This window comes from Rhizobium sp. Root1212 (genome assembly GCF_001424985.1).
Classification (GTDB): Bacteria; Pseudomonadota; Alphaproteobacteria; order Rhizobiales; family Rhizobiaceae; genus Pararhizobium.
Genome location: NZ_LMDA01000026.1, coordinates 1 through 19,882, shown reverse-complemented (window position 1 = coordinate 19,882; position 19,882 = coordinate 1). Strand labels below are relative to the sequence as shown.

17 protein-coding genes and 1 pseudogene are annotated in these 19,882 nt (G+C 64.7%); 11 read left to right on the top strand and 7 right to left on the bottom strand.

Annotation, left to right across the window (positions count from 1 at the left end):
• Positions 1-27: 27 nt before the first annotated feature.
• Positions 28-933 carry a DMT family transporter gene (locus ASC86_RS22480; protein WP_082510399.1) on the top strand — a complete coding sequence of 302 codons (906 nt, stop codon included), beginning with the start codon at positions 28-30 and terminating at the stop codon, positions 931-933.
• A gap of 54 nt (positions 934-987) precedes the next feature.
• Here the strand turns inward: ASC86_RS22480 and ASC86_RS22475 are convergent, their stop codons facing one another.
• A complete protein-coding gene (locus ASC86_RS22475; protein WP_056326632.1) occupies positions 988-2,067 on the bottom strand; it encodes an ABC transporter substrate-binding protein in 1,080 nt (359 codons plus the stop codon).
• A 198-nt stretch (positions 2,068-2,265) separates the two neighbouring features.
• Positions 2,266-4,146 carry a methyl-accepting chemotaxis protein gene (locus tag ASC86_RS22470; RefSeq protein ID WP_056326631.1) on the bottom strand — a complete coding sequence of 627 codons (1,881 nt, stop codon included), beginning with the start codon at positions 4,144-4,146 and terminating at the stop codon, positions 2,266-2,268.
• Positions 4,147-4,315: 169 nt separating this feature from the next.
• Here ASC86_RS22470 and ASC86_RS22465 point away from each other — a divergent pair, with 169 nt between their 5' ends.
• Positions 4,316-5,209 carry an aminoglycoside phosphotransferase family protein gene (locus tag ASC86_RS22465; protein ID WP_056326629.1) on the top strand — a complete coding sequence of 298 codons (894 nt, stop codon included), beginning with the start codon at positions 4,316-4,318 and terminating at the stop codon, positions 5,207-5,209.
• Between the two features lie 197 nt (positions 5,210-5,406).
• On the opposite strand, the gene ASC86_RS22460 is transcribed toward ASC86_RS22465, so the two are convergent.
• The 5 genes from ASC86_RS22460 to ASC86_RS22440 all read right to left on the bottom strand — a co-directional run bounded on the left by ASC86_RS22460 (position 5,407) and on the right by ASC86_RS22440 (position 8,612).
• A complete protein-coding gene (locus tag ASC86_RS22460; RefSeq protein WP_056326627.1) occupies positions 5,407-5,919 on the bottom strand; it encodes an acyl-CoA thioesterase in 513 nt (170 codons plus the stop codon).
• Between the two features lie 168 nt (positions 5,920-6,087).
• The gene (locus ASC86_RS22455; protein ID WP_056326625.1) at positions 6,088-6,876 is read right to left on the bottom strand and encodes a pyrroline-5-carboxylate reductase; all 789 of its coding nucleotides are present in this window, start codon (positions 6,874-6,876) and stop codon (positions 6,088-6,090) included.
• Between the two features lie 3 nt (positions 6,877-6,879).
• Positions 6,880-7,077: a hypothetical protein gene (locus ASC86_RS22450; RefSeq protein WP_056326623.1), complete on the bottom strand. Its 198-nt coding sequence runs from the start codon at positions 7,075-7,077 to the stop codon at positions 6,880-6,882.
• A gap of 49 nt (positions 7,078-7,126) precedes the next feature.
• Positions 7,127-7,870: an SDR family oxidoreductase gene (locus ASC86_RS22445; RefSeq protein WP_056326622.1), complete on the bottom strand. Its 744-nt coding sequence runs from the start codon at positions 7,868-7,870 to the stop codon at positions 7,127-7,129.
• The gene (locus tag ASC86_RS22440) at positions 7,863-8,612 is read right to left on the bottom strand and encodes an SDR family oxidoreductase (RefSeq protein WP_056326618.1); all 750 of its coding nucleotides are present in this window, start codon (positions 8,610-8,612) and stop codon (positions 7,863-7,865) included. Before ASC86_RS22440 ends, ASC86_RS22445 begins: the two co-directional genes overlap by 8 nt.
• Before the next feature lie 98 nt (positions 8,613-8,710).
• On the opposite strand from ASC86_RS22440, the gene ASC86_RS22435 reads away from it, so the two are divergent.
• The 9 genes and pseudogenes from ASC86_RS22435 to ASC86_RS22395 form a co-directional block, all read left to right on the top strand.
• Complete coding sequence (locus ASC86_RS22435) at positions 8,711-11,764, top strand: FAD-binding and (Fe-S)-binding domain-containing protein (protein ID WP_056326931.1); 3,054 nt, start codon at positions 8,711-8,713, stop codon at positions 11,762-11,764.
• A gap of 34 nt (positions 11,765-11,798) precedes the next feature.
• Positions 11,799-12,530 carry a FadR/GntR family transcriptional regulator gene (locus ASC86_RS22430; RefSeq protein ID WP_056326616.1) on the top strand — a complete coding sequence of 244 codons (732 nt, stop codon included), beginning with the start codon at positions 11,799-11,801 and terminating at the stop codon, positions 12,528-12,530.
• Positions 12,531-12,949: 419 nt separating this feature from the next.
• Entirely contained in the window at positions 12,950-14,065 is a 1,116-nt protein-coding gene (locus ASC86_RS22425; RefSeq protein ID WP_056326614.1) for a branched-chain amino acid ABC transporter substrate-binding protein, read from the top strand.
• An 87-nt stretch (positions 14,066-14,152) separates the two neighbouring features.
• A complete protein-coding gene (locus ASC86_RS22420) occupies positions 14,153-15,070 on the top strand; it encodes a branched-chain amino acid ABC transporter permease (RefSeq protein ID WP_056326608.1) in 918 nt (305 codons plus the stop codon).
• An 11-nt stretch (positions 15,071-15,081) separates the two neighbouring features.
• Positions 15,082-16,389 (top strand): high-affinity branched-chain amino acid ABC transporter permease LivM, encoded by a 1,308-nt coding sequence (gene livM / locus ASC86_RS22415; RefSeq protein WP_056326607.1) that lies wholly within the window; start codon positions 15,082-15,084, stop codon positions 16,387-16,389.
• Positions 16,386-17,204, top strand: coding sequence for an ATP-binding cassette domain-containing protein (locus ASC86_RS22410; RefSeq protein ID WP_056326605.1), 819 nt, complete (start codon positions 16,386-16,388; stop codon positions 17,202-17,204). The genes livM and ASC86_RS22410 overlap by 4 nt, the downstream gene beginning before the upstream one ends.
• On the top strand, positions 17,201-17,920 hold the full coding sequence (locus ASC86_RS22405) for an ABC transporter ATP-binding protein (protein WP_056326603.1): 720 nt from the start codon (positions 17,201-17,203) through the stop codon (positions 17,918-17,920). The genes ASC86_RS22410 and ASC86_RS22405 overlap by 4 nt, the downstream gene beginning before the upstream one ends.
• Positions 17,921-17,932: 12 nt before the next feature.
• The gene (locus ASC86_RS22400) at positions 17,933-19,363 is read left to right on the top strand and encodes an aldehyde dehydrogenase family protein (RefSeq protein ID WP_056326600.1); all 1,431 of its coding nucleotides are present in this window, start codon (positions 17,933-17,935) and stop codon (positions 19,361-19,363) included.
• 9 nt (positions 19,364-19,372) lie between these two features.
• Positions 19,373-19,882: pseudogene (locus ASC86_RS22395) on the top strand (electron transfer flavoprotein subunit beta/FixA family protein); the annotation flags it as partial.

The following is a 19,882-nucleotide window of genomic DNA, read 5'->3' as shown; positions in this document are numbered from 1 at the left end:
ATCTTGCTTACAACAGAGGATGTCACGATGTCTACGATCACCGAAACCGGCGCCGGCCTTTTCTCCCCGGCCTCGTCGAGCAAGCTCACCGGCTATGCGGCCATCGCGGTGGCCGTCACCATCTGGGCGGGCTTTGCCCTGTCGATCCGGGCGATGGGGGCTTCCGGGCTCTCTACGGCCGATGTCGCGCTCATCCGCTACGGCACGCCCGCGCTGTTGCTCGCGCCCTTCATCCCGTCGCGCTGGGCCATGCTGCGCCGGGTGAGCCTCACCGACGCGCTGATGGTGTTTGCCGGCGCGGGGCTTCCCTTCTTCTGGATCGCCGCGGCCGGCGGGGCCGCCACCTCCACCGCCCATGTCAGCGCCCTGATCGCCGGCACCGTGCCGATTTCCGTCGCGCTGGTCGGCTTCCTGCTGACCGGCACCCGCATTCCCCTGCGGCGCATGGGCGGTCTCGCCGTCATCGTTGCGGGCGTCGCCGTGCTCGGCTTTGCCCAGTCGCAGACGGGCCACGGCAGCATCGGCTGGGGCGTGACGATGCTGCTCACCGCAAGCCTGCTGTGGGGCGCCTACACGATCGGCCTGCGCCGCACCGGGCTCGATGCCATCGGCTGCACCCTGCTGGTGACGCTGCCGTCCTTCGTCATCCTGTCGGTACTTTTCGCCTGCGGGCTGGTGACCACCCATTTCGGCGTGCACGAGGCCATGCCCTTCCTGCTGGTGCAGGGTCTGGGTGTCGGCGTCGTCTCGACGCTCTCTTATGCGACCGCCATCGCCAAGCTCGGGCCGGCCCGCAGTGCCGTCATCGGCTCGCTTGCCCCGGTGCTCGCCAGCCTCGGCGCGGTTCCGCTGCTCGGCGAAATCCTCACCCCGGCGATCGCACTCGGCGTCGGCGCCATCACCCTCGGCGTCGTCCTCGCAAACCGGACATAAAAAAGCCGCGCAAGGGTTTCCCCTTGCGCGGCCCAGTTTGCCGTAGCCCGCTCGCTACAGCTTGACGGGTTTGGCGCGCTCGTCGAGCGGCGGGAGGAATTCGCGGGTGAAGATGTCTTCCGGCTTCGGCGTGCGCGGCAGCCGGCAGGCATCGACCATCAGGCTGATCGAGCGGTCGATCCTGTTGTCATCGACATCGCCGATGCCGTGGACCGCCCCTTCCGGGTGCCCCATCTCCACCTTCAGCGTGCCCATCATGCGCGGCCCATCGACCTCGCGGCGGAATTTCGGCGCCATCTTCGCGACCGCATCGAGGGCGGCATCCGGGTCCTTGAAGGTTTCGATGATGCCGCGATTGACGGCCGCGACCAGCCCCTTCACCGCATCGGGATGCTTGGCGATGAAATCGGGGCTCATCATCAGGGCGTTGCCGTAGAATTCCGGCACGAGGTCCTGATATTCGAGGAAGTCCAGCTTGTCGCGCCCGTCGATATCGATGCCGCGCAGGGCGGCGATGATGGTGTTGACGAAGCCGAAGACGCCGTCGACATCACCGTCCACAACTTCCTTCGCATTGGCCGCCATGCTGGCATTGGAGCGCAGGATGTGGACATCGTCGGGATCGATGCCGCCGAGCTTGGCATAGGGCGGAAACGCCTCGATCGCCGCATCGATCGGATGGCCGATGATCACCTTGTCCTTGAGGTCGGCCGCCGTCTTGATCGGCCCGCCCTTGCGCACGCCGATCGTCAGCGGCGTGGTGTTGAAAGCGACAAATACCGCCTTCGGGCAGCCGTTCGGCCGCAGAGCCGCAAGCTTGATCAGCGCGTTCATGTCGCCATAGCCGCCGTCGAAGCCCTGCTGGGCAATCAGCGTCACCACGGAAGCCGCGCCGTCGCCGGGCGAGAACTCAACATCCAGCCCCGCTTCCTTGAAATAACCGCGCTCATGGGCAAGGCAGAAGAAAGCATGCGGGCCGGAGATGCCGCCGTTCAGCAGCAGCTTGACTTTCAGCAGATCGCCATCCTTCTTGGCCGCCGCAGCCGCGGTCTTGGCCAGAAGCGGCGAAGCCGCCGTGGCCAGAACGGCAACGCCGCCGATGGCCTTGAAGATGTCACGCCGGGTCGTTTTCATGCTCGTCCTCCCTTTTGGCCACACGCATGTCGCGTCCTGCCCCTCATCCTTCGCGCATGATTATATTTTCCGACATTGCCGTCCATGACCGATTTCGCAACGATGCGTTGCCGAAACGAGAATGGGCGTTTCCTCCGCACGCACGCAAAAGCCGCCCGGATCGCTCCGGGCGGCCTGTGTTCATTGCGTAATCTGGGTTCAGAACTCCTCCCAGTTCTCCATCTTCAGCGCCGTGTTGCCCACCACGCGCGGGCGGGATTGCGCCGGACGCGGCGCGGCGGCGTGGGCCTGTTGCTGGCGCGGGGCCTGGCCGAGCGAGAAGCGATCGATCAGAGCGCGCAGCCGGTCGGCCTGGGTGACGAGCGTGGCGGAGGCGGCATTGGTTTCCTCCACCATCGCGGCGTTCTGCTGGGTCGTCTGGTCCATCTGGTTGACGGCGGTGTTGATTTCCGAGAGCCCGACGGATTGTTCGCGGGCCGAGACGGCAATCGCTTCCATGTGCTGGTTGATCGTCGCGACATGGCCGCCGATCGCCTGCAAGGCCTCGCCGGTCTCGCGGACGAGCTTGACGCCGCTCTTCACCTCGATCTCCGAATTGCGGATCAGGTCCTTGATTTCCTTCGCGGCCTTCGCCGAGCGCTGGGCAAGTTCACGCACCTCCTGCGCGACGACCGCAAAGCCTTTGCCAGCCTCCCCTGCCCGCGCCGCCTCGACGCCGGCATTGAGCGCAAGCAGGTTGGTCTGGAAGGCAATTTCGTCGATGACGCCGATGATCGACGAAATCTGGCTGGACGATTGCTCGATGCGCTGCATGGCATCGACGGCATTGGCGACGACGCTGCCGGAATGGACCGTGCTGCCGTTCGCCTCGACGGCGACCGAGCGGGCCTCTTCGGCGCGGCGCGTCGAGTTGGCGACGTTGGCGGTGATCTGGTCGAGGGCGGCGGCGGTCTCTTCCAGCGAGGCGGCCTGCTGTTCCGTGCGCTTGGAAAGCTGGTCTGCGCCGATGCTGATTTCGCGGGTGCCGGTATCCATCTCGTCGACCGCCTGCGAGACGGCGCGCAACGTCTGGCCAAGCTCGGCCACGGCGGAGTTCAGGTCGCTGCGCAGCTGCTCGAAATCGGGCGCGAAGGGTTCGGTCAGCTCGAAGCTCAGCTCGCCATTGGCAAGGCGGCGCAGGCCGCCGGCAAGACCGGAGGTTGCCTGCAGCAGGCGTTTCTGGGCGGCTGCTTCGGCCTCTTCCTGCAGGCGTACGCGGTCCTTCTCGGCCTGCAGACGGGCGGCCTCAGCCTCCTGCTGCAGCCTCACCTTGGCGATTTCCGACTGGCGGAACACTTCCACCGTTCCGGCGATCCGACCGATCTCATCCTTGCGGCTGCGGAACGGCACCTCGAAATTCGTGGCGCCCTCGGCCAGCGTCTGCATGATCCGGGTAATGGCCTGGAGCGGCCGCGACACGCCGGCAATGATGATCCAGAAGGAGATGCCGGCCATGGTGAGCGCCACGGCGCCGAAAATCATGAGCAGGATGAGGTTCTGTTCCTTCGCGGCGCTGGCATCGGCGAATTTCTCCTCGCCGACGCGGATCTGCAGATCGACCAGCGCGGAGACATGGGCGCCGATGGGATCGATCGTCGGATAGAGCCGCGTCCGCACATAGGTATCGAGCGCCGCCTGATCCTTCGATTGCATGATCGCCAGCAGGTCGTTGATGCTACCGGCCTGCTTGTGCATTTCCTCCGTCATCTGCTTTGCCAGGCCCCGCTCCTCATCCGTGAGATAGGTGGCAGCATAGGCGTCCCAGATCTTCTGGATCTCGGCGACGGCCTCGGTGTTCAGCCGGTAGCCGTCCTCCCAGGAAACCGCGCCGCTGCGCACCTTGTGGGCGGTATCGACGATATTGACCGCATAGAGATCGCCGACCTTCTTGAGGCTTGCGGCGGGAACCAGCCGGTCAACGACGATGGTGCCCATTGCGGCCGACATGGTGTTGAGAACGAGATAGGTGGACAGGATCGCGCCGGCGAGCAGCAGCGTCAGGAAGAGCGTGACCGCACCCAGTTTCGTCGATATCTGCATCGGAATGCCTTGCTGTTCGGGAGGATAGAAGGCATCAGCGTTGCAGGCTTCATTTAAGCAATCATTAAAATTAGAAACAACTTGTTGGGTGCCGTTATCCATGCCCCGCAGGCGCCTGCCGGGTTGCAGCTTGCATTCGGCCTCCGCGTGGTCGAATGTCCCGCCTAAGATGCATGACGACCAGCTGCCCATAGACGCCGACATCGCGCGTTCGATGATCCGCGACCAGTTTCCGCACTATGCCGACGCGCCGGTGGTTCACCTTGCCTCGGGCGGTACCACGAATGGCATTTTTCGGGTCGGCCGGGAGGTCGCGGCGCGGTTTCCGCTGCGCGACGCCGAGCCGGAAGCCTGCGCGGCGATCCTGCGCCGCGAGGCCGAGGCCATGGCCGCGTTTGCGCGACATTCTCCCTTCGCCGCTCCGCTGCCGCTCGGCATCGGCGCGCCGGGGCTTCGCTACCCGCTGCCCTGGTCGCTACAGAGCTGGCTGGAGGGCGACGTCGCGACGCCGGACGGCCTTTGCTCTTCGGATGTCTTCGCGCGGGATATCGCCAGCCTGATCGCGCATCTGCGCCGCGTCGATACCGGGAGCCTGCGCTTTTCGGGAAAAGGCCGGGGCGGCCACCTTCCCGATCACGATGCCTGGATGGAAACCTGTTTCCAGAAGAGCGGAGACCTCCTTGACGTGCCGCGCCTTCGCGCGCTGTGGAGCCGCCTGCGCACCTTGCCGCGCGCCGGTCCGGACTGCATGACCCACGGCGACCTCATCCCGGCAAACCTGCTGGTGCGCGGAGAAACCCTTGTCGGCGTGCTCGACACCGGCGGCTTTGCGCCGGCAGACCCGGCGCTCGATCTCGTCGCGGCCTGGCACCTCTTCGACCGCACGCGCCGCGGCATGATCCGCACCCTGCTCGGCGCGGGCGATGTCGAGTGGAGCCGTGGCGCCGCCTGGGCCTTCCAGCAGGCCATGGGACTGGTCTGGTACTACCGCCTCAGCAACCCGGCGATGGCCATGCTTGGCAGGAGCACGCTCGCCCGCGTGCTCGACGATCCCGATATTTGAGAAGCCTACCGCGCGGCGAGCGCTTCGAACATCCGCACCACCGCCTCCGCGCCGGGATCGACAATGCCGTCAAGCGAACGCTCTGACCCGAGCATCCGTCACCCTCCCATTTTGGCGAGAGGCTGTGAAGTCCTCGGGTCAGGCCGGAGGATGACGACGGAGGGTGAAGATGCTCGAAATCGGGAGCAACCAGCCACTTACTCCCCATCCCTCTCGACATCCTTCCCCGTCGCAGCCACCGTTTCCAGCCGCTCGGCAAACTCGCGCCGCAGCGTCCGGCGAAGCTCGGCCGCCTTGTAGCGGCGGATATCCACCGGGCCGGTCGGCTTCAGTTCCGGCACCCGCACGGGACGCCCGGCATCGTCAACGGCGACCATGGTGAAATAGCAGGAATTGGTGTGCCGGCGATAACCGGAGCGGATATTCTCCGCCTCCACATGGATGCCGACCTCCATGGAGGTACGGCCGGTGTGGTTGATCGAGGCGCGGAAGGTGACGAGTTCGCCGACATGGATCGGCTCCTTGAACATCACCTGATCCACCGACAGCGTCACCGCATATTGCTGCGAGTAGCGCGAGGCGCAGGAAAAGGCCACCCGGTCGAGCAGGTTGAGCAGCGCCCCGCCATGGACCTTGCCGCTGAAATTGGCCATGTCGGGCGTCATCAGCACGGTCATTTCCAGGCGGCGGGGGTCCTGCTCTTCTGCCATGGCGGCCTTCTCCTCAAGCTCTCGTTTTTGCCACCATGGTCAATACGTCATACCGGGCGACGGCGACAGCGTTTTGGTTGGTCACTTTGCAATCCTAGCGCACTTCACCTCATCCGGCTTCGCGCCCGTCGTACCGCAAAACCGCAGCACGCTTTTGCGCGACATGCCTTATTCCTTTGCCCTTGCCGCGTTCGTGCGAATACGGTCTAGGACACTGTCCAGCCCCCGCGTCAGGGCATCGAGACCGCCACCTTCGCGAAACTGCGTGAATATCTGTTCGTTGAGGCCGCCCTTGGTCGAATATTCGTGGCGCAAATCCTCCAGCGGTCTTGACGCATCACGCTTCGCGACCGTCGAGAGGCTGGAAAACAGCGAGGCGAGATAGGCCCGCGCGCTTGTCTCCGGCATGCCCCTTGCCGTGAGCCAGCCGACGGCGTGATCCATGATGCCGAAATAGGAGCCCATCAGCGCGCTCGCCGTCGCCAGCAGGTCGTATTCCTCGATCGTCTCGCAGGCGACCGCCGTGCCGAGATCGGAAAACAGCGCTTCCACCGCCGGGTCGGGCGGGAAGATCGCGGTCACGCCACTGCGCGTCGCCACGAATGGCAGCGGGATGGCCCTCACAACCTCGACCGGGACATCGATCCACGACCGCAGGGCGGCATGATCGACGGTTGCCACGAGGCTCACCACCCGCTGTCCCGGCCGGAATCGAAGCGCCCGCACCACCGCTTCCGCGACATCGGGCCGGATGGCGAGGAAGACCATGTCGGCGGCATCGACGACATGCTGGTTGTCCTCGCCGACGAGGACCTTCGGAGAAAGCGCCGCAAGCCGCGCCGCCGTCGCCGCCGAGCGCGGCGATACGACGATATCCGGGCCTTGCCCTTCGCCGGCAAGAATGCCCGCTACGATCGCCTCGGTAATATTGCCCGTGCCGACAAAGCCGAATGTCAAATCTCAATCCTCCGGTGGACTATGGAAACCGGCGGGAAGCGCAAAGCCCATCTCCGGCGCGGTCTCCTCAAAGGTGGCGTCCGGCCGGGGCCGCGGGATCATCGCCTGGGCGGCAACGACGGAGCGTATCCCGACAGGACGATAATGCCGCAGGAGATCCGGCTTACCGTCGTGTTTCTGCTTTTCAGCGTCCTTGTCCATGGCGCGCCCTCCCTTCCCGTCCGGTATAGCGAATGCGGCCCGCCGTGTCTCACTCCGCTTCGAATTTCACCATCGTTCCGCCGCCTGTCGCCTGATCGGTCGGGAAAACCTCGACGCGGGCGATGTCGACATAGACCGGCAGTGCGATCACGTCATCGACGATACGGGCGATATGCTCCGGCTGGATCGGCCGATAGCCGTCATACAGCACGGCCTGCGCCTGATTGTTGGCGATGGAGCTGCGATAAAGCTCCGTCTGCACGCGGCCGGGCACGATTTCGCTGACGCGGACCGAGGTGCCGAGCAGATCGCAGCGCAGGTTGTCGCAGAACAGGCTGAGGCCGGCCTTGGAGGCGCCATAGGCCCCCATGTTCGGGTAGGGCGCCTGACCGCCGCTGGAGCCGATATAGATGAGGTGGCCGCGCTTGCGCGCCACCATGCCCGGCAGCACGACACGCGTCAGATGCAGCGGCGCCTTGAGATTGACGTCGATCATCGCGTCGATTTCGGCCGGATCGATCTCCTGAAACGCGGCGCGGGTCGAGAGGATGCCGGCATTGTTGACGAGCACGTCGACCTCGACACCCTCGAGCGCCTGCGCAATAACAGCGGTATCGCGCACGTCCGCCTGCACCGGGATCGCGCCGGTCTTGTCCGCAAGCTCGGCAAGCTGCGCTTGGTTGCGGCCGACGGCATAAACGGTGAGGCCGCGCGCGCGCAGGGTCGGCACGATGGCCTTGCCGATGCCGCTGGTGGCGCCGGTGACGACGGCAATGCGATAGGCGTCAGACATAGATGTAGCCCCCGCTGATCACCACATTCTCGCCTGTGGCATAGGTGTTGCGGCTCGATGCCATCATCACGATCCATTCGGCCATTTCGACGGGCTCGGCGGCGCGGCCGAGCGCGCTTGCCTTGGCAAGCTCCGGAAGGAAGCCGAGTTCCTTGGCGCGGTCGGTGGCAAAGCCGGCCGGTGCGACCGAATTCACCAGAATCTGGTCCGCGGCGCATTCCTGCGCGAAGGACTTGGTGAGGCTGACGACGGCGGCCTTGGTGGCGGCATAATGGGCATTCTGCGGATGCGCCTTGAAGGCATCGACGGAGGTGACGTTGACGATGCGGCCGGTCACTTCGGGCGCGTTGACGAACTGGCGCATATGGCGCACGGCCGCCACCATCATGTGATAGGTGCCCTTGATGTTGATGGCGTTTTCGAGGTCCCAGTCCTCGTCGGAAATCTCAAGGATGGCTTTCCGCGGATAGATCGCGGCGCTGTTGACCAGCGCATGGATGCGGCCGAGCCTGGCGGCCACCGCCTCGAAGCCGCCATGGGCCGTTTCGGCGCGGGAAATATCGGCAACGGCGGTCGCGACCTGCGCCCCCAGCGCCTCAAGCTCCGCAGCGGAGGCGGCCAGCAGCGCCTCGTTGCGGTCGATGAGGCCGATCTTCGTCGCGCCATGCGCGATCATCAGCTTCGCCGTGGTGAGCCCGAGGCCGGACGCGCCGCCGACGATGACAACAGACTGGTTCTTCACGTTTCCGACCTCGCGATTTTCGGTTGCGCCACCATATTGGCATGTTATCACTTATATGCCAACTTAAGTGAAGCACAAGCCCTTTTTTGGACCTCGCCATGATCCCCCGCCTTGGAACCGAACCACGCGCGCTCTCGCCAAACGAGGCTTTCCTGCGCTCTCTGCCGGGCTTCGGCTTCGAAGGCGACATCGGCACGTCGGCGGCGGACCGTCATGTCTTTTCCACCGACAATTCCATTTATCAGGTCGAGCCGGCCGGCATTGTCTTTCCGAAGAACGTTGCCGATCTGAAGCGCATTGCGCAGGCGCTTGCCGTGCCCGAATTTTCCGGTGTGGCGCTTGCGCCGCGCGGCGGCGGCACCGGCACCAACGGCCAGTCGCTGACATCCGGCATCGTCGTCGATTGCTCGCGGCATATGAACCGCATCCTCGACATCGACCCCGTGCGCCGCATCGCGCGGGTGGAGGCCGGCGTTGTCAAGGACCAGCTCAACAAGGCGCTGGCGCCGCACGGCCTGTTCTTCGCGCCCGAGCTTTCGACCTCCAACCGGGCGACGATCGGCGGCATGATCTCGACGGATGCCTGCGGCCAGGGTTCGTGCCTCTACGGCAAGACCAGCAACCATGTGCTGGGGCTGCGCGTCGTGTTGACCGACGGCACCGATTTCTCCTCCCGGCCGGTGTGCCAGGAGGAATTGCGGGCGCTGCAAACCCGGCCCGACCGGATCGGCGAGATCCACCGCACCCTCGCGCGCATCGCCACGGACGACCGCGCCGATATCGAGCGTATCTTCCCGAAACTCAACCGCTTCATGACCGGTTACGACCTTGCCCACCTCGTCCGCGAGGATGGCCGGTTCGACCTCAACGCCGTGCTCTGCGGCTCCGAGGGCACACTGGCGATGATTGCCGAGGCGGAGCTGAACCTGCTGCCGATCCCGGCTTGCGCGGCGCTCGTCAACATCCGCTACGACAACTTCAATGCCGCGCTCGAAGACGCGCGCAATCTCGTGGCGCTCGATGTCGCCTCGGTCGAGACCATCGACGAAACGGTGCTGCGGCTTGCCAAGGGCGATATCGTCTGGCCCCGCATCGCTGCCTTTTTTCCCGACGATGCCGATGGTCCGGCAAACGGCATCAACATCACCGAAATACTGGCGGATACGCCGCAGGAACTGGCAGAAAAGCTTTCGGCCGTAACGGTGGCGCTTCAAAGCAGCCCCTTTGCCGGCCGCAAGGGTTTTACGACGACGCTGGGCAAGGCGGAGATCGAGGCCGTCTGGACGATGCGCAAGCGCGCGGTGGGCCTGCTCGGCAATGTCGATGGCCCGGTCCGGCCCGTACCCTTCGTCGAGGATACCGCCGTTCCGCCGGAAAATCTTGCCACCTATATCCGCGAGTTCCGGGCGGTTCTCGATGGGGAAGGCCTTACCTACGGCATGTTCGGCCATGTCGATGCCGGCGTGCTGCATGTGCGCCCGGCACTCGATCTCACCCGTCTCGAGCATGCGGCATTGGTCCGCCGCATCAGCGATGCCGTTGTGTCGTTGACGCGCAAATATGGCGGCGTGCTCTGGGGCGAACACGGCAAGGGCGTGCGTTCGGAATATGTGCCGGAATTCTTCGGGCCGCTCTACCCGCGCCTGCAGGAAATCAAGGCCGCCTTCGATCCGCTCGGCCAGCTCAACCCCGGCAAGATCGTCGCCCCCGCCGGCAAGGCGCTGCCGAAGATCGACGAAATCCCGCTGCGCGGCACGCTCGACCGGCAGATCGGCAACGACATCCGCGCCGCCTTCGACAATGCCGCCTATTGCAACGGCAACGGCGCCTGCTTCGATTTCGATGCCGACAGCCTCATGTGTCCCTCCTACAAGGCGACGCGCGACCGGCGCCAATCCCCGAAGGGCCGCGCCTCCCTGATGCGCGAATGGTTGCGGCGGCTTGCGGAGAAGGGCATCGATCCGCGCCGCGAGGCCGCGCGGCAGCATCCGCTTAGATGGGTGTACCAGCTGTGGAACAGCCTCAACCCCGCCAATCGCGATGATTTTTCCCATGAGGTGCGCGCGGCGATGGACAGCTGCCTCGCCTGCAAGGCCTGCGCCGGGCAATGTCCCGTCAAGGTCAGCGTACCAGCCTTCCGCGCCAAGTTCCTCGCGCTCTACTATCAGCGCTATCTGCGGCCGCTGAAGGACCCGCTGGTCGCCGCCATCGAAACTACCCTGCCGCTGATGGCGCGGATGCGGCCGCTCCACAATGTCGTTGCCGGTTCGCAGGTGGGGCAGGCCTTGATGCGCCGGGCCGGCCTCACGGCGATGCCCGTTCTTCCGCCGCTGTCCCTGCGCCGCACGCTTGCCGGGCAGAACGTGCCCGTCGCAACGCCGGCGGAGCTGTCGCGCCTCGATGCGGCGGCGCGGGCCAGAGCCGTCGTCTTCGTGCCGGATGCCTTTACCGAGCATTTCGATCCGCAGGTGCTGCTCGATGCGGTGGCGGTGGCGCGGCTGCTCGGGCTTTCTCCCTTCATCGCGCCGCCGCTGGTCAACGGCAAGGCGCTGCATGTGCACGGCTATCTCGGCCGCTTCGAAAAAACCGCCCGCCGCACCGCCGCAGCCATCGATCGACTGGCGGAAGCCGGCGTACCGCTGGTCGGCATCGATCCGTCGATGACCCTCACCTTCCGCAGCGAATATTCCGGCACCGGAATGAAAACCCGTGTCCTCCTGCCGCAGGAATGGCTGGTCGCCATGCTCGACCGCCTGCCCTCCCTCAAAAATGGAAAACAAAAGCGCGTCCTGCTCATGGCCCATTGCACCGAGCGCAGCAACGCGCCGGCCGCTACCGGCCAGTGGCAGGCCGTTTTCGCCAGATTAGGCATGGACCTCGCGACCGGCGAAACCGGCTGCTGCGGCATGGCGGGTACCTTCGGCCACGAGGTGCGCAACCGCGGGCTGTCCGAAACGCTCTACGCCATGAGCTGGCAGCCGGCGCTTGCCGCGACCGTGGCGGATGTGGTGATGGCGACGGGCTATTCCTGCCGGTCGCAGGCCAAGCTGATGGAGGGACGCCGGCTTCCCCATCCGCTTCAGGTGATCCGCGCCGTCCTGCAAGAGAACGCGGCGCTTCCCTTGGGTAGGGATACCACGTATGATATGTGATGAATTTGAAGTATGATCCAGAGGCTGTATCGCAATGTCGGTCATAACGCAGCGCGGCAATCTCGCTGAAATCGTCGTCGCCAAGCTGGCCGAACGCATCGACGACGGGCTTTACGTGCCCGGCGAAAAAATCCCGTCAAGCGCGCTGCTCTGCGAGGAATTCGGCGTTTCCCGCACCGTCATCCGCGAGGCCCTGACCTCGCTGAAGGTCGCCGGCCGCGTCATCACCCGCCAGGGCGCCGGCGTCTACGTGACGGAAAAGGATGCCAGAACGCTGAATTTCGAAATCAGCCGCATCGACGACATCCGCTCGGCCATGCAGATCCTGGAGCTGCGGCTTGGCGTGGAGATGCAGTCGGTGGCACTCGCCGCCCAGCGCCGCACGCCCGAGGCGCTGGCCGAGATCGCCCGTGCCTTCGATCATATCGAAAACCTCGACACGGATGACGCCGAGATCGAGGCGCGCGCCGATTTCGAATTCCACCTCGCCATCGCCAAGGCGACGCGCAATCCGCATTTCCCGCGTTTTCTGGAAGCGGTGATGGGCGAGATCAATTTCGATCTCGTGCTGAAGCACAGCCAGTCCGGCCGCTCCTACAATGCCTATCTGAAGAAGATCAACAAGGAACACGCCGCCATCCTCGCGGCGATCACCCAGGGCGACGCCAAGGCCGCGAAACAGGCGCTCTCCGCCCATCTGGAAGAAAGCCTCAACCGCTACCGCACCACGCTGGCCGAGCCGGCAGGCAGCAAAGCGAAAGCCTGACCCTTTCGTTGCCGGTTGAAGGACAAGGCGCCCTTTGACAAAGCGTCCGTGTATCCGCCGGATGCGCCGCGCTCCTGCGCGCCCGTCGGCCGTGGGATCTGCCGCGCTTTTCCCCATCGTTCAAGCCCTTTCGAGATCGTCGATCTGTCAAGGATAGCTTGTCGATCGACTGAATTTCTTACGCAGGTCCGTGACTGGCCAGCCCATATACTCCTTTCAGTGGCGACAAGACTTGGAGGCGATCCCACACCGCGCGTGTGGGGCGCAAATCGGACGGAAACGTCGTGATTTCCTGTTTTCCCGTCCTTCCAAGGGTCAGCGCAGAGCGAAATGACCGCGCTTGCCCCTGCAACGACAAGAGATGCGGACCAAACCGCATCCGCTGAGAACGTTAATGGCTTAACCAGAGGGAAGCCCACATGACCTACATTTCGAAATTCCTGGCGGCGACTGCACTCACCTCCTCCCTGCTTCTTGCGCCGGCCTTTGCCGCCGATACGATCAAGATCGGCGTCGCCGGCCCCTATACCGGCGCAAACGCCACCTTCGGCGAGCAGGTCTATAACGGCGTCTCCGCCTATGTGAACGAGGTGAATGCGGCCGGCGGCATCAACGGCAAGCAGGTCGAGCTGGTAAAGGGCGACGACGCCTGCGAACCCAAGCAGGCTGTGGCCGTCGCCAACCGCTTCGTCGATCAGGACAAGGTTCAGGCGGTGATCGGTCACTTCTGCTCGTCGAGCACGATCCCGGCGTCCGAAATCTACAACGATGCCGGCATCCTCGAAATGACGCCGTCCTCCACCAATCCGGCCGTCACCGACCGCGGCTTCGACAATCTGTTCCGCGGCTGTGGCCGTGACGACCAGCAGGCCGTCGTCGCCGCCGGCTTCATTCTCGACACGCTGAAGCGCGACAAGATTGCCCTCATCCATGACAAGGATACCTACGGCCAAGGCCTCGTCGATGCCGTCAAGAAGACCATGGAAGCCCGCGGCGTCCAGCCGGTTCTCTATGAAGGCCTGACGCGCGGCGAACGCGACTTCAACGCGCTCGTCACCAAGATCAAGAGCACCGGCGCCAACGCCGTCTATTTCGGCGGCCTCATTCCGGAAGGCGGCCCGCTTATCCGCCAGCTCAAGGAACAGGGCGTCGACGTGGTCTTCGTCTCGGGTGACTCCTTCGCCCAGGCCGAACTCGTCGCGGCTGCCGGCGGCGCTGCCAACCTGAAGGACGTCTACTACTCCGCAACGCCCGATCCGCTCGCAGACCCCTCGACCAAGGGCGTTCAGGACACGCTGACCAAGGCCAACATCACCCCGGCCAACTACGTCCTCTACGGCTATGCCAATGCGCAGGCGGTCGTCGCGGCGCTGAAGGCCGGCGAAGACCTCGATGCGCAGGCCGCCTGGCTGCGCGGCAACACGGTCGATTCCGCCATCGGCAAGATCACCTGGGATGAGAAGGGCGACATCAAGGACTTCAAGTTCGTCTTCTATAACTTCGACGACAAGGGAACCCCCGTTCTCGTGAAGTAAGGGCAATCCGCCCAAGCCAGCCGGGCCGTCGTCCGGCTGGCCTCACCTTGCCCGAATTCCGGGGCCTGAACGTCAGGGGGTTCTCGTATGGATGTCTACATCCTCATCCAGCAGCTGTTCAACGGCATCACGCTCGGCACGATCTACGGCCTGATCGCCGTCGGCTACACCATGGTCTACGGTGTCATCCGCATGATCAACTTCGCCCATGGCGACGTCTACATGGTCTCCGCCTATATCGCCGCGATCACTCTTGCCGTGCTCAGCTTCTTCGGCATCCAGTCGGTGCCCTTCGCGCTGATCTCGGTGCTGGTGATCACCTGCGCCATCACCGCCGTCTATGGCTGGGCCATCGAGCGCGTCGCCTACCGGCCCTTGCGCGGTTCGACCAAGCTCGCCCCGCTGATCTCGGCCATCGGCATCTCGCTGATGCTGCAAAGCTATGTGCAGATTTCGCAAGGGGCGCGCGACCAGGGCGTGCCGACCCTCATCAGCGGCGCCTTCCGCTTCGGCAACGACACCCATTTCGCGCAGATCACCTACATGCAGACGGTCATCCTGTTCGCCTCGCTGATCGCCATGGGCATCCTGACCTATGTGATCAACTACACGCGCATCGGCCGCGAGTGCCGGGCGACCCAGCAGAACATCCGCATCTCGGCTGTGCTCGGCGTCAACACCGACCGCATCATCTCGACCGTCTTCGTCATCGGCGCCGCCACGGCCGCCGTCGGCGGCACGCTCGTCACCTTCAACTACGGTTCGTTCAACTTCTTCATCGGCTTCGTCATGGGCATCAAGGCGTTTACCGCAGCCGTGCTCGGCGGCATCGGCTCGCTGCCCGGAGCGGTGCTTGGCGGCGTGCTGCTCGGGCTGACGGAAGCGCTGTTCGCCGGCTATGTCAGCACCGACTACAAGGACGTCTTCGCCTTCGCGCTGCTCATCGTCCTCCTGTTCTTCCGCCCCTACGGCCTGCTCGGCCGGCCGGAAATCCAGAAAGTGTGAGGAGGAGACCCATGGAACAGAACCGCTTCCTGACGCTTCTCAAGCAGGCGCTCCTCACCTTCACCGTCTCGCTGGTGCTCTTCGGCCCTATCTCCGGCCTGGTGCTGGACGGCTTCTCCTTCCGCAACGAACTGACGCGCGCCGTACTGCTGGCCGCCATCGTCACCGCCGGCCGCATCGCGCTGTCGCTGGTCGGCATGACGGCCTTCGGCCGCAGCATCGCCGGCAAGGCCGCCGGAAACGGCAGCGGCGTCACCGTCATGACCGGCAGAGAAAAATCGCCCGTCCTCATCCTCGCGCTGATCTTCGTTGCCGGCCTTGCCCTGCCCTTCTTCGCCGACAAATATTTCCTCGGCATCGCCATCCTGGCGCTGATCTACTGTCTGCTCGGCCTCGGGCTCAACATCGTCGTCGGCCTTGCCGGCCTGCTCGATCTGGGCTTCGTCGCCTTCTATGCGGTCGGGGCCTATCTGTTGGCGCTCGGCGCGCAATATCTCGGTCTCGGTTTCTGGAGCGCGCTCGTCATCGCCCCGTTCCTCGCCGGTCTCTGCGGCATGGTGCTCGCCTTCCCGGTTCTGAAGATGCATGGCGACTACCTTGCCATCGTCACGCTCGGCTTCGGCGAGATCATCCGCCTCGTGCTCAACAACTGGCTGGAGTTCACCGGCGGGCCGAACGGCGCGCCGGTCCCCACCCCGACCTTTTTCGGCCTCGAATTCACCCGCACGGCCAAGCAGGGCGGCGTGCCGCTGCACGACTATTTCGGCATCGCCTACAGCGCCGACTACAAGTTCTGGTTCATCTATACCGTGCTGTTCCTCGTCGTCTGCCTGGTCGTCTATGCCGTCGAGCGCCTGCGCGTCATGCCGCTCGGCCGCATGTGGGAGGCGCTGCGCGAAGACGAGATCGCCTGCCGCTCGCTCGGCGTCAACCATGTCTTCACCAAGCTCACCGCCTTCATGCTCGGCGCCTCGACCGGCGGGTTGGCCGGCGTGTTTTTCGCCGTCCACCAGGGCTTCGTGAACCCGACTTCCTTCACCTTCTTCGAATCCGCCCTGATCCTCGCCATCGTCGTGCTCGGCGGCCTCGGCTCCACCGTCGGCGTCATCGCCGCTGCGCTGGTGCTGACGATCCTGCCGGAGTTGCTGCGCGATTTCGCCGAATACCGCGTGCTGATCTTCGGCGTGCTGATGGTGGTGATGATGATCTGGAAACCCCGCGGCCTCGTTCGCATCCAGCGCCCGGCCTTCTTCCCGAGCACTGCGGTCAAGGACAGCGATACCGCTCCGCTTGCCGCAAGCCCGGAGGCAGCCCGATGACCGCGCCCCTGCTCGACGTCCGCGATGTCACCATGCGCTTCGGCGGCATCGTCGCCAACCGCAATGTCAGCTTCTGCGTCGAACGCGGCGGCGTCACGGCCCTGATCGGCCCGAACGGCGCCGGCAAGACGACGATGTTCAACTGCATCACCGGCTTCTACCGCGCCAGCGAAGGCCAGATTCTGCTCAACGGACGCGAAGGTCCGCAGGATATCGGCGCGCTGATGACGAAGCCGATCACCGGCGGCTCGCATCTCGTCACCCGCGCCGGCATTGCCCGCACCTTCCAGAACATCCGCCTGTTCAAGGAAATGTCAGTCGTCGAGAACCTGCTGGTCGCCCAGCATCTGGTGACGGCCAACAACCTCGTCAGCGGCATCTTCCGCACTCCCGCCTTCCGCCGGGCCGAGCGCGAAGCCATCGACCGGGCCTATCACTGGCTCGGCGAAATGAACCTCGTCGAGGACGCCAACCGGCTGGCGGGCGAACTGCCCTATGGCCGCCAGCGGCGGCTAGAAATCGCCCGCGCCATGTGCACGGGACCGAAGCTCATCTGCCTCGACGAGCCGGCCGCCGGCCTCAACCCGTCGGAAACGCGCGAGCTTTCCGAAGTCATCCAGCGGCTCTGCAGCGAGCACGGCCAGACGGTGCTCGTCATCGAGCACGACATGGGGCTGGTGATGCGCATTTCCAACCACGTCGTCGTGCTCGACCATGGCGAGGTGATTTCCGACGGCACGCCCGAGCATGTGGCGAACGACCCCGCCGTCATCGCCGCCTATCTCGGCGTCAGCGAAGAAGAGGTTGAGGCATGAGCGAGGCACCCCTGCTCGAATTTTCCGGCGTTCGCGCCCATTACGGCCCCGTCGAGGCCCTGAAGGATGTGAACGTCCATATCTTCAAGGGCGAGATCGTCAGCCTGATCGGCGCCAACGGCGCCGGCAAGACGACGCTGATGTCCACCATCTTCGGCTCGCCGCGGGCATCCTCGGGCAAGATTCTGCATCGCGGCGAGGATATTTCCCGCGTGCCGACCAACCGGATTTCACGCCGCGGGATCGCGCTGGTACCGGAAGGGCGGCAGATCTTTCAGGAGATGAGCGTCGAGGAAAATATGATGATGGGCACGACGCCTATCGGCATGGCGCATTTCGAAGAAGACCGGGCGACCATGTTCGAGCTCTTCCCGCGCCTGAAGGAGCGCCGCAACCAGACCGCCGGTACCATGTCCGGCGGCGAACAGCAGATGCTCGCCATCGCCCGCGCCATGATGGCCCGGCCGGAGCTGATCCTGTTCGACGAACCATCGCTGGGTCTCGCGCCGCTCGTCGTCAAGCGTGTCTTCGAGGTGCTGCGAGAGATCGCTGCCATGGGCAAGACGATCTTCCTCGTCGAGCAGAACGCCAACCACGCGCTGAAACTGTCGAAGCGCGCCTACGTGATGGTCAACGGCCGCATCCACCTCTCCGGCGAAAGTGCCGCCCTCCTCGACAATGAAGACGTCCGCAAAGCCTATCTCGGCCTGCACTGAACGGAAAAGACAATGCTGCACAAAAACCTGATTGCCGGAGAATGGATCTCCGGCGACGCCTCGGCGAACATCAATCCCTCCAACACCAACGACGTCGTCGGCGACTATGCCCGTGCAAGCGCTGAGGACACGCAGTCCGCCATCGCCGCCGCCAAGGCCGCCTTTCCGGCCTGGTCGCGCTCCGGCATCCTCGAGCGCCATGCGATCCTGAAGAAGACCGGCGACGAAATCATCGCCCGCAAGGAAGAGCTGGGACGCCTGCTTGCCCGCGAAGAGGGCAAGACGCTGCCGGAAGCGATCGGCGAGGTGACGCGCGCCGGCCAGATTTTCGATTTCTTCGCCGGTGAAACCTTGCGTCTTTCCGGCGAGGTGCTCCCTTCGGTGCGCCCGAATATCGGCGTCGAGATCACTCGTGAGGCCGTCGGCGTCGTCGGCATCATCACGCCGTGGAATTTCCCGATCGCCATCCCCGCCTGGAAGATCGCGCCGGCGCTCGCCTACGGCAACACCGTCGTCCTGAAGCCCGCCGATCTCGTGCCGGGCTCCGCCTGGGCGCTCGTCGATATCCTCCATCGTGCCGGCACGCCTGCCGGCGTCGTCAATCTCGTCATGGGCCGCGGCAGCATCGTCGGCCAGACGCTGCTCGACAGCCCCGATGTCCACGCTCTGAGCTTCACAGGCTCGGTCGGCACCGGGAAGCGTGTGGCGCTCGCCTCGGTCGAGCACAACCGCAAATTCCAGCTCGAAATGGGCGGCAAGAACCCCTTCGTCGTGCTCGACGATGCCGATCTTGCCGTCGCCGTCGAGGCGGCAGCCAATTCGTCCTTCTTCTCGACCGGCCAGCGTTGCACCGCCTCCTCGCGCCTGATCGTCACCGAAGGCATCCATGACCGTTTCGTCGCCGCGCTGACGGAGCGCCTGAAGGGCCTCGTCATCGACGACGCGCTGAAGGCCGGCACGCATATCGGCCCGGTGGTCGACGAAAGCCAGCTGAAGCAGGACGCCGATTACATCGACATCGGCCGCTCGGAAGGTGCGAAGCTCGCCTTCGGCGGAGAACGGCTGCAGCGGGAAGCCCCCGGCTTCTACCTCTCCCCCGCCCTCTTCACCGAGGCGACGAACGACATGCGCATCGCCCGCGAGGAAATCTTCGGCCCCGTCGCCGCCGTCATCCGCGTGAAGGATTATGACGAGGCGCTGGCCGTCGCCAACGACACCAGCTTCGGCCTTTCGTCGGGCATCGCCACGACGAGCCTCAAGCACGCCACCCATTTCAAACGCAATTCGGAAGCCGGCATGGTCATGGTCAATCTGCCGACGGCCGGCGTCGATTTCCACGTGCCCTTCGGCGGCCGCAAGGGCTCCTCCTACGGCCCGCGCGAACAGGGCCGCTACGCCGCCGAATTCTACACAACCGTCAAAACCGCCTATACGCTTGCCTGAGGATCTCCGATGAAACTGCTTGTAACGGTCAAACGTGTTGTCGACTACAACGTGAAGATCCGGGTGAAGCCGGATGGTTCGGGCGTCGAGCTTGCCAATGTGAAGATGTCGATGAACCCGTTCGACGAGATTTCGGTCGAGGAAGCGCTGCGGCTGAAGGAAACCGGAGCTTGCCAATGTGAAGATGTCGATGAACCCGTTCGACGAGATTTCGGTCGAGGAAGCGCTGCGGCTGAAGGAAACCGGCAAGGCCTCGGAAGTGGTGGTCGTTTCCGTCGGTCCGGCCAAGGCCGAAGAGACGTTGCGCACCGCCCTTGCCATGGGCGCCGACCGCGCCATCCTCGTCGAGACCGACGATCAGGTCGAGCCGCTGGCGGTTGCCAAGATCGTCAAGGGTGTGGCGGAAGCCGAACAGCCCGGCCTGATCATCGTCGGCAAGCAGGCGATCGATGACGATTCGAACCAGACCGGCCAGATGCTGTCGGCGCTGCTCGGCTGGGCGCAGGGTACCTTCGCCTC

Bases quoted from the DNA above. Each gene is read 5' to 3' on its own strand.
- ASC86_RS22480 (WP_082510399.1), top strand. From the start codon at position 28: ATGTCTACGATCACCGAAACCGGCGCCGGCCTTTTCTCCCCGGCCTCG.
- ASC86_RS22475 (WP_056326632.1), bottom strand. From the start codon at position 2,067: ATGAAAACGACCCGGCGTGACATCTTCAAGGCCATCGGCGGCGTTGCC.
- ASC86_RS22470 (WP_056326631.1), bottom strand. From the start codon at position 4,146: ATGCAGATATCGACGAAACTGGGTGCGGTCACGCTCTTCCTGACGCTG.
- ASC86_RS22465 (WP_056326629.1), top strand. From the start codon at position 4,316: ATGCATGACGACCAGCTGCCCATAGACGCCGACATCGCGCGTTCGATG.
- ASC86_RS22460 (WP_056326627.1), bottom strand. From the start codon at position 5,919: ATGGCAGAAGAGCAGGACCCCCGCCGCCTGGAAATGACCGTGCTGATG.
- ASC86_RS22450 (WP_056326623.1), bottom strand. From the start codon at position 7,077: ATGGACAAGGACGCTGAAAAGCAGAAACACGACGGTAAGCCGGATCTC.
- ASC86_RS22445 (WP_056326622.1), bottom strand. From the start codon at position 7,870: ATGTCTGACGCCTATCGCATTGCCGTCGTCACCGGCGCCACCAGCGGC.
- ASC86_RS22435 (WP_056326931.1), top strand. From the start codon at position 8,711: ATGATCCCCCGCCTTGGAACCGAACCACGCGCGCTCTCGCCAAACGAG.
- ASC86_RS22430 (WP_056326616.1), top strand. From the start codon at position 11,799: ATGTCGGTCATAACGCAGCGCGGCAATCTCGCTGAAATCGTCGTCGCC.
- ASC86_RS22425 (WP_056326614.1), top strand. From the start codon at position 12,950: ATGACCTACATTTCGAAATTCCTGGCGGCGACTGCACTCACCTCCTCC.
- ASC86_RS22420 (WP_056326608.1), top strand. From the start codon at position 14,153: ATGGATGTCTACATCCTCATCCAGCAGCTGTTCAACGGCATCACGCTC.
- livM (WP_056326607.1), top strand. From the start codon at position 15,082: ATGGAACAGAACCGCTTCCTGACGCTTCTCAAGCAGGCGCTCCTCACC.
- ASC86_RS22410 (WP_056326605.1), top strand. From the start codon at position 16,386: ATGACCGCGCCCCTGCTCGACGTCCGCGATGTCACCATGCGCTTCGGC.
- ASC86_RS22405 (WP_056326603.1), top strand. From the start codon at position 17,201: ATGAGCGAGGCACCCCTGCTCGAATTTTCCGGCGTTCGCGCCCATTAC.
- ASC86_RS22400 (WP_056326600.1), top strand. From the start codon at position 17,933: ATGCTGCACAAAAACCTGATTGCCGGAGAATGGATCTCCGGCGACGCC.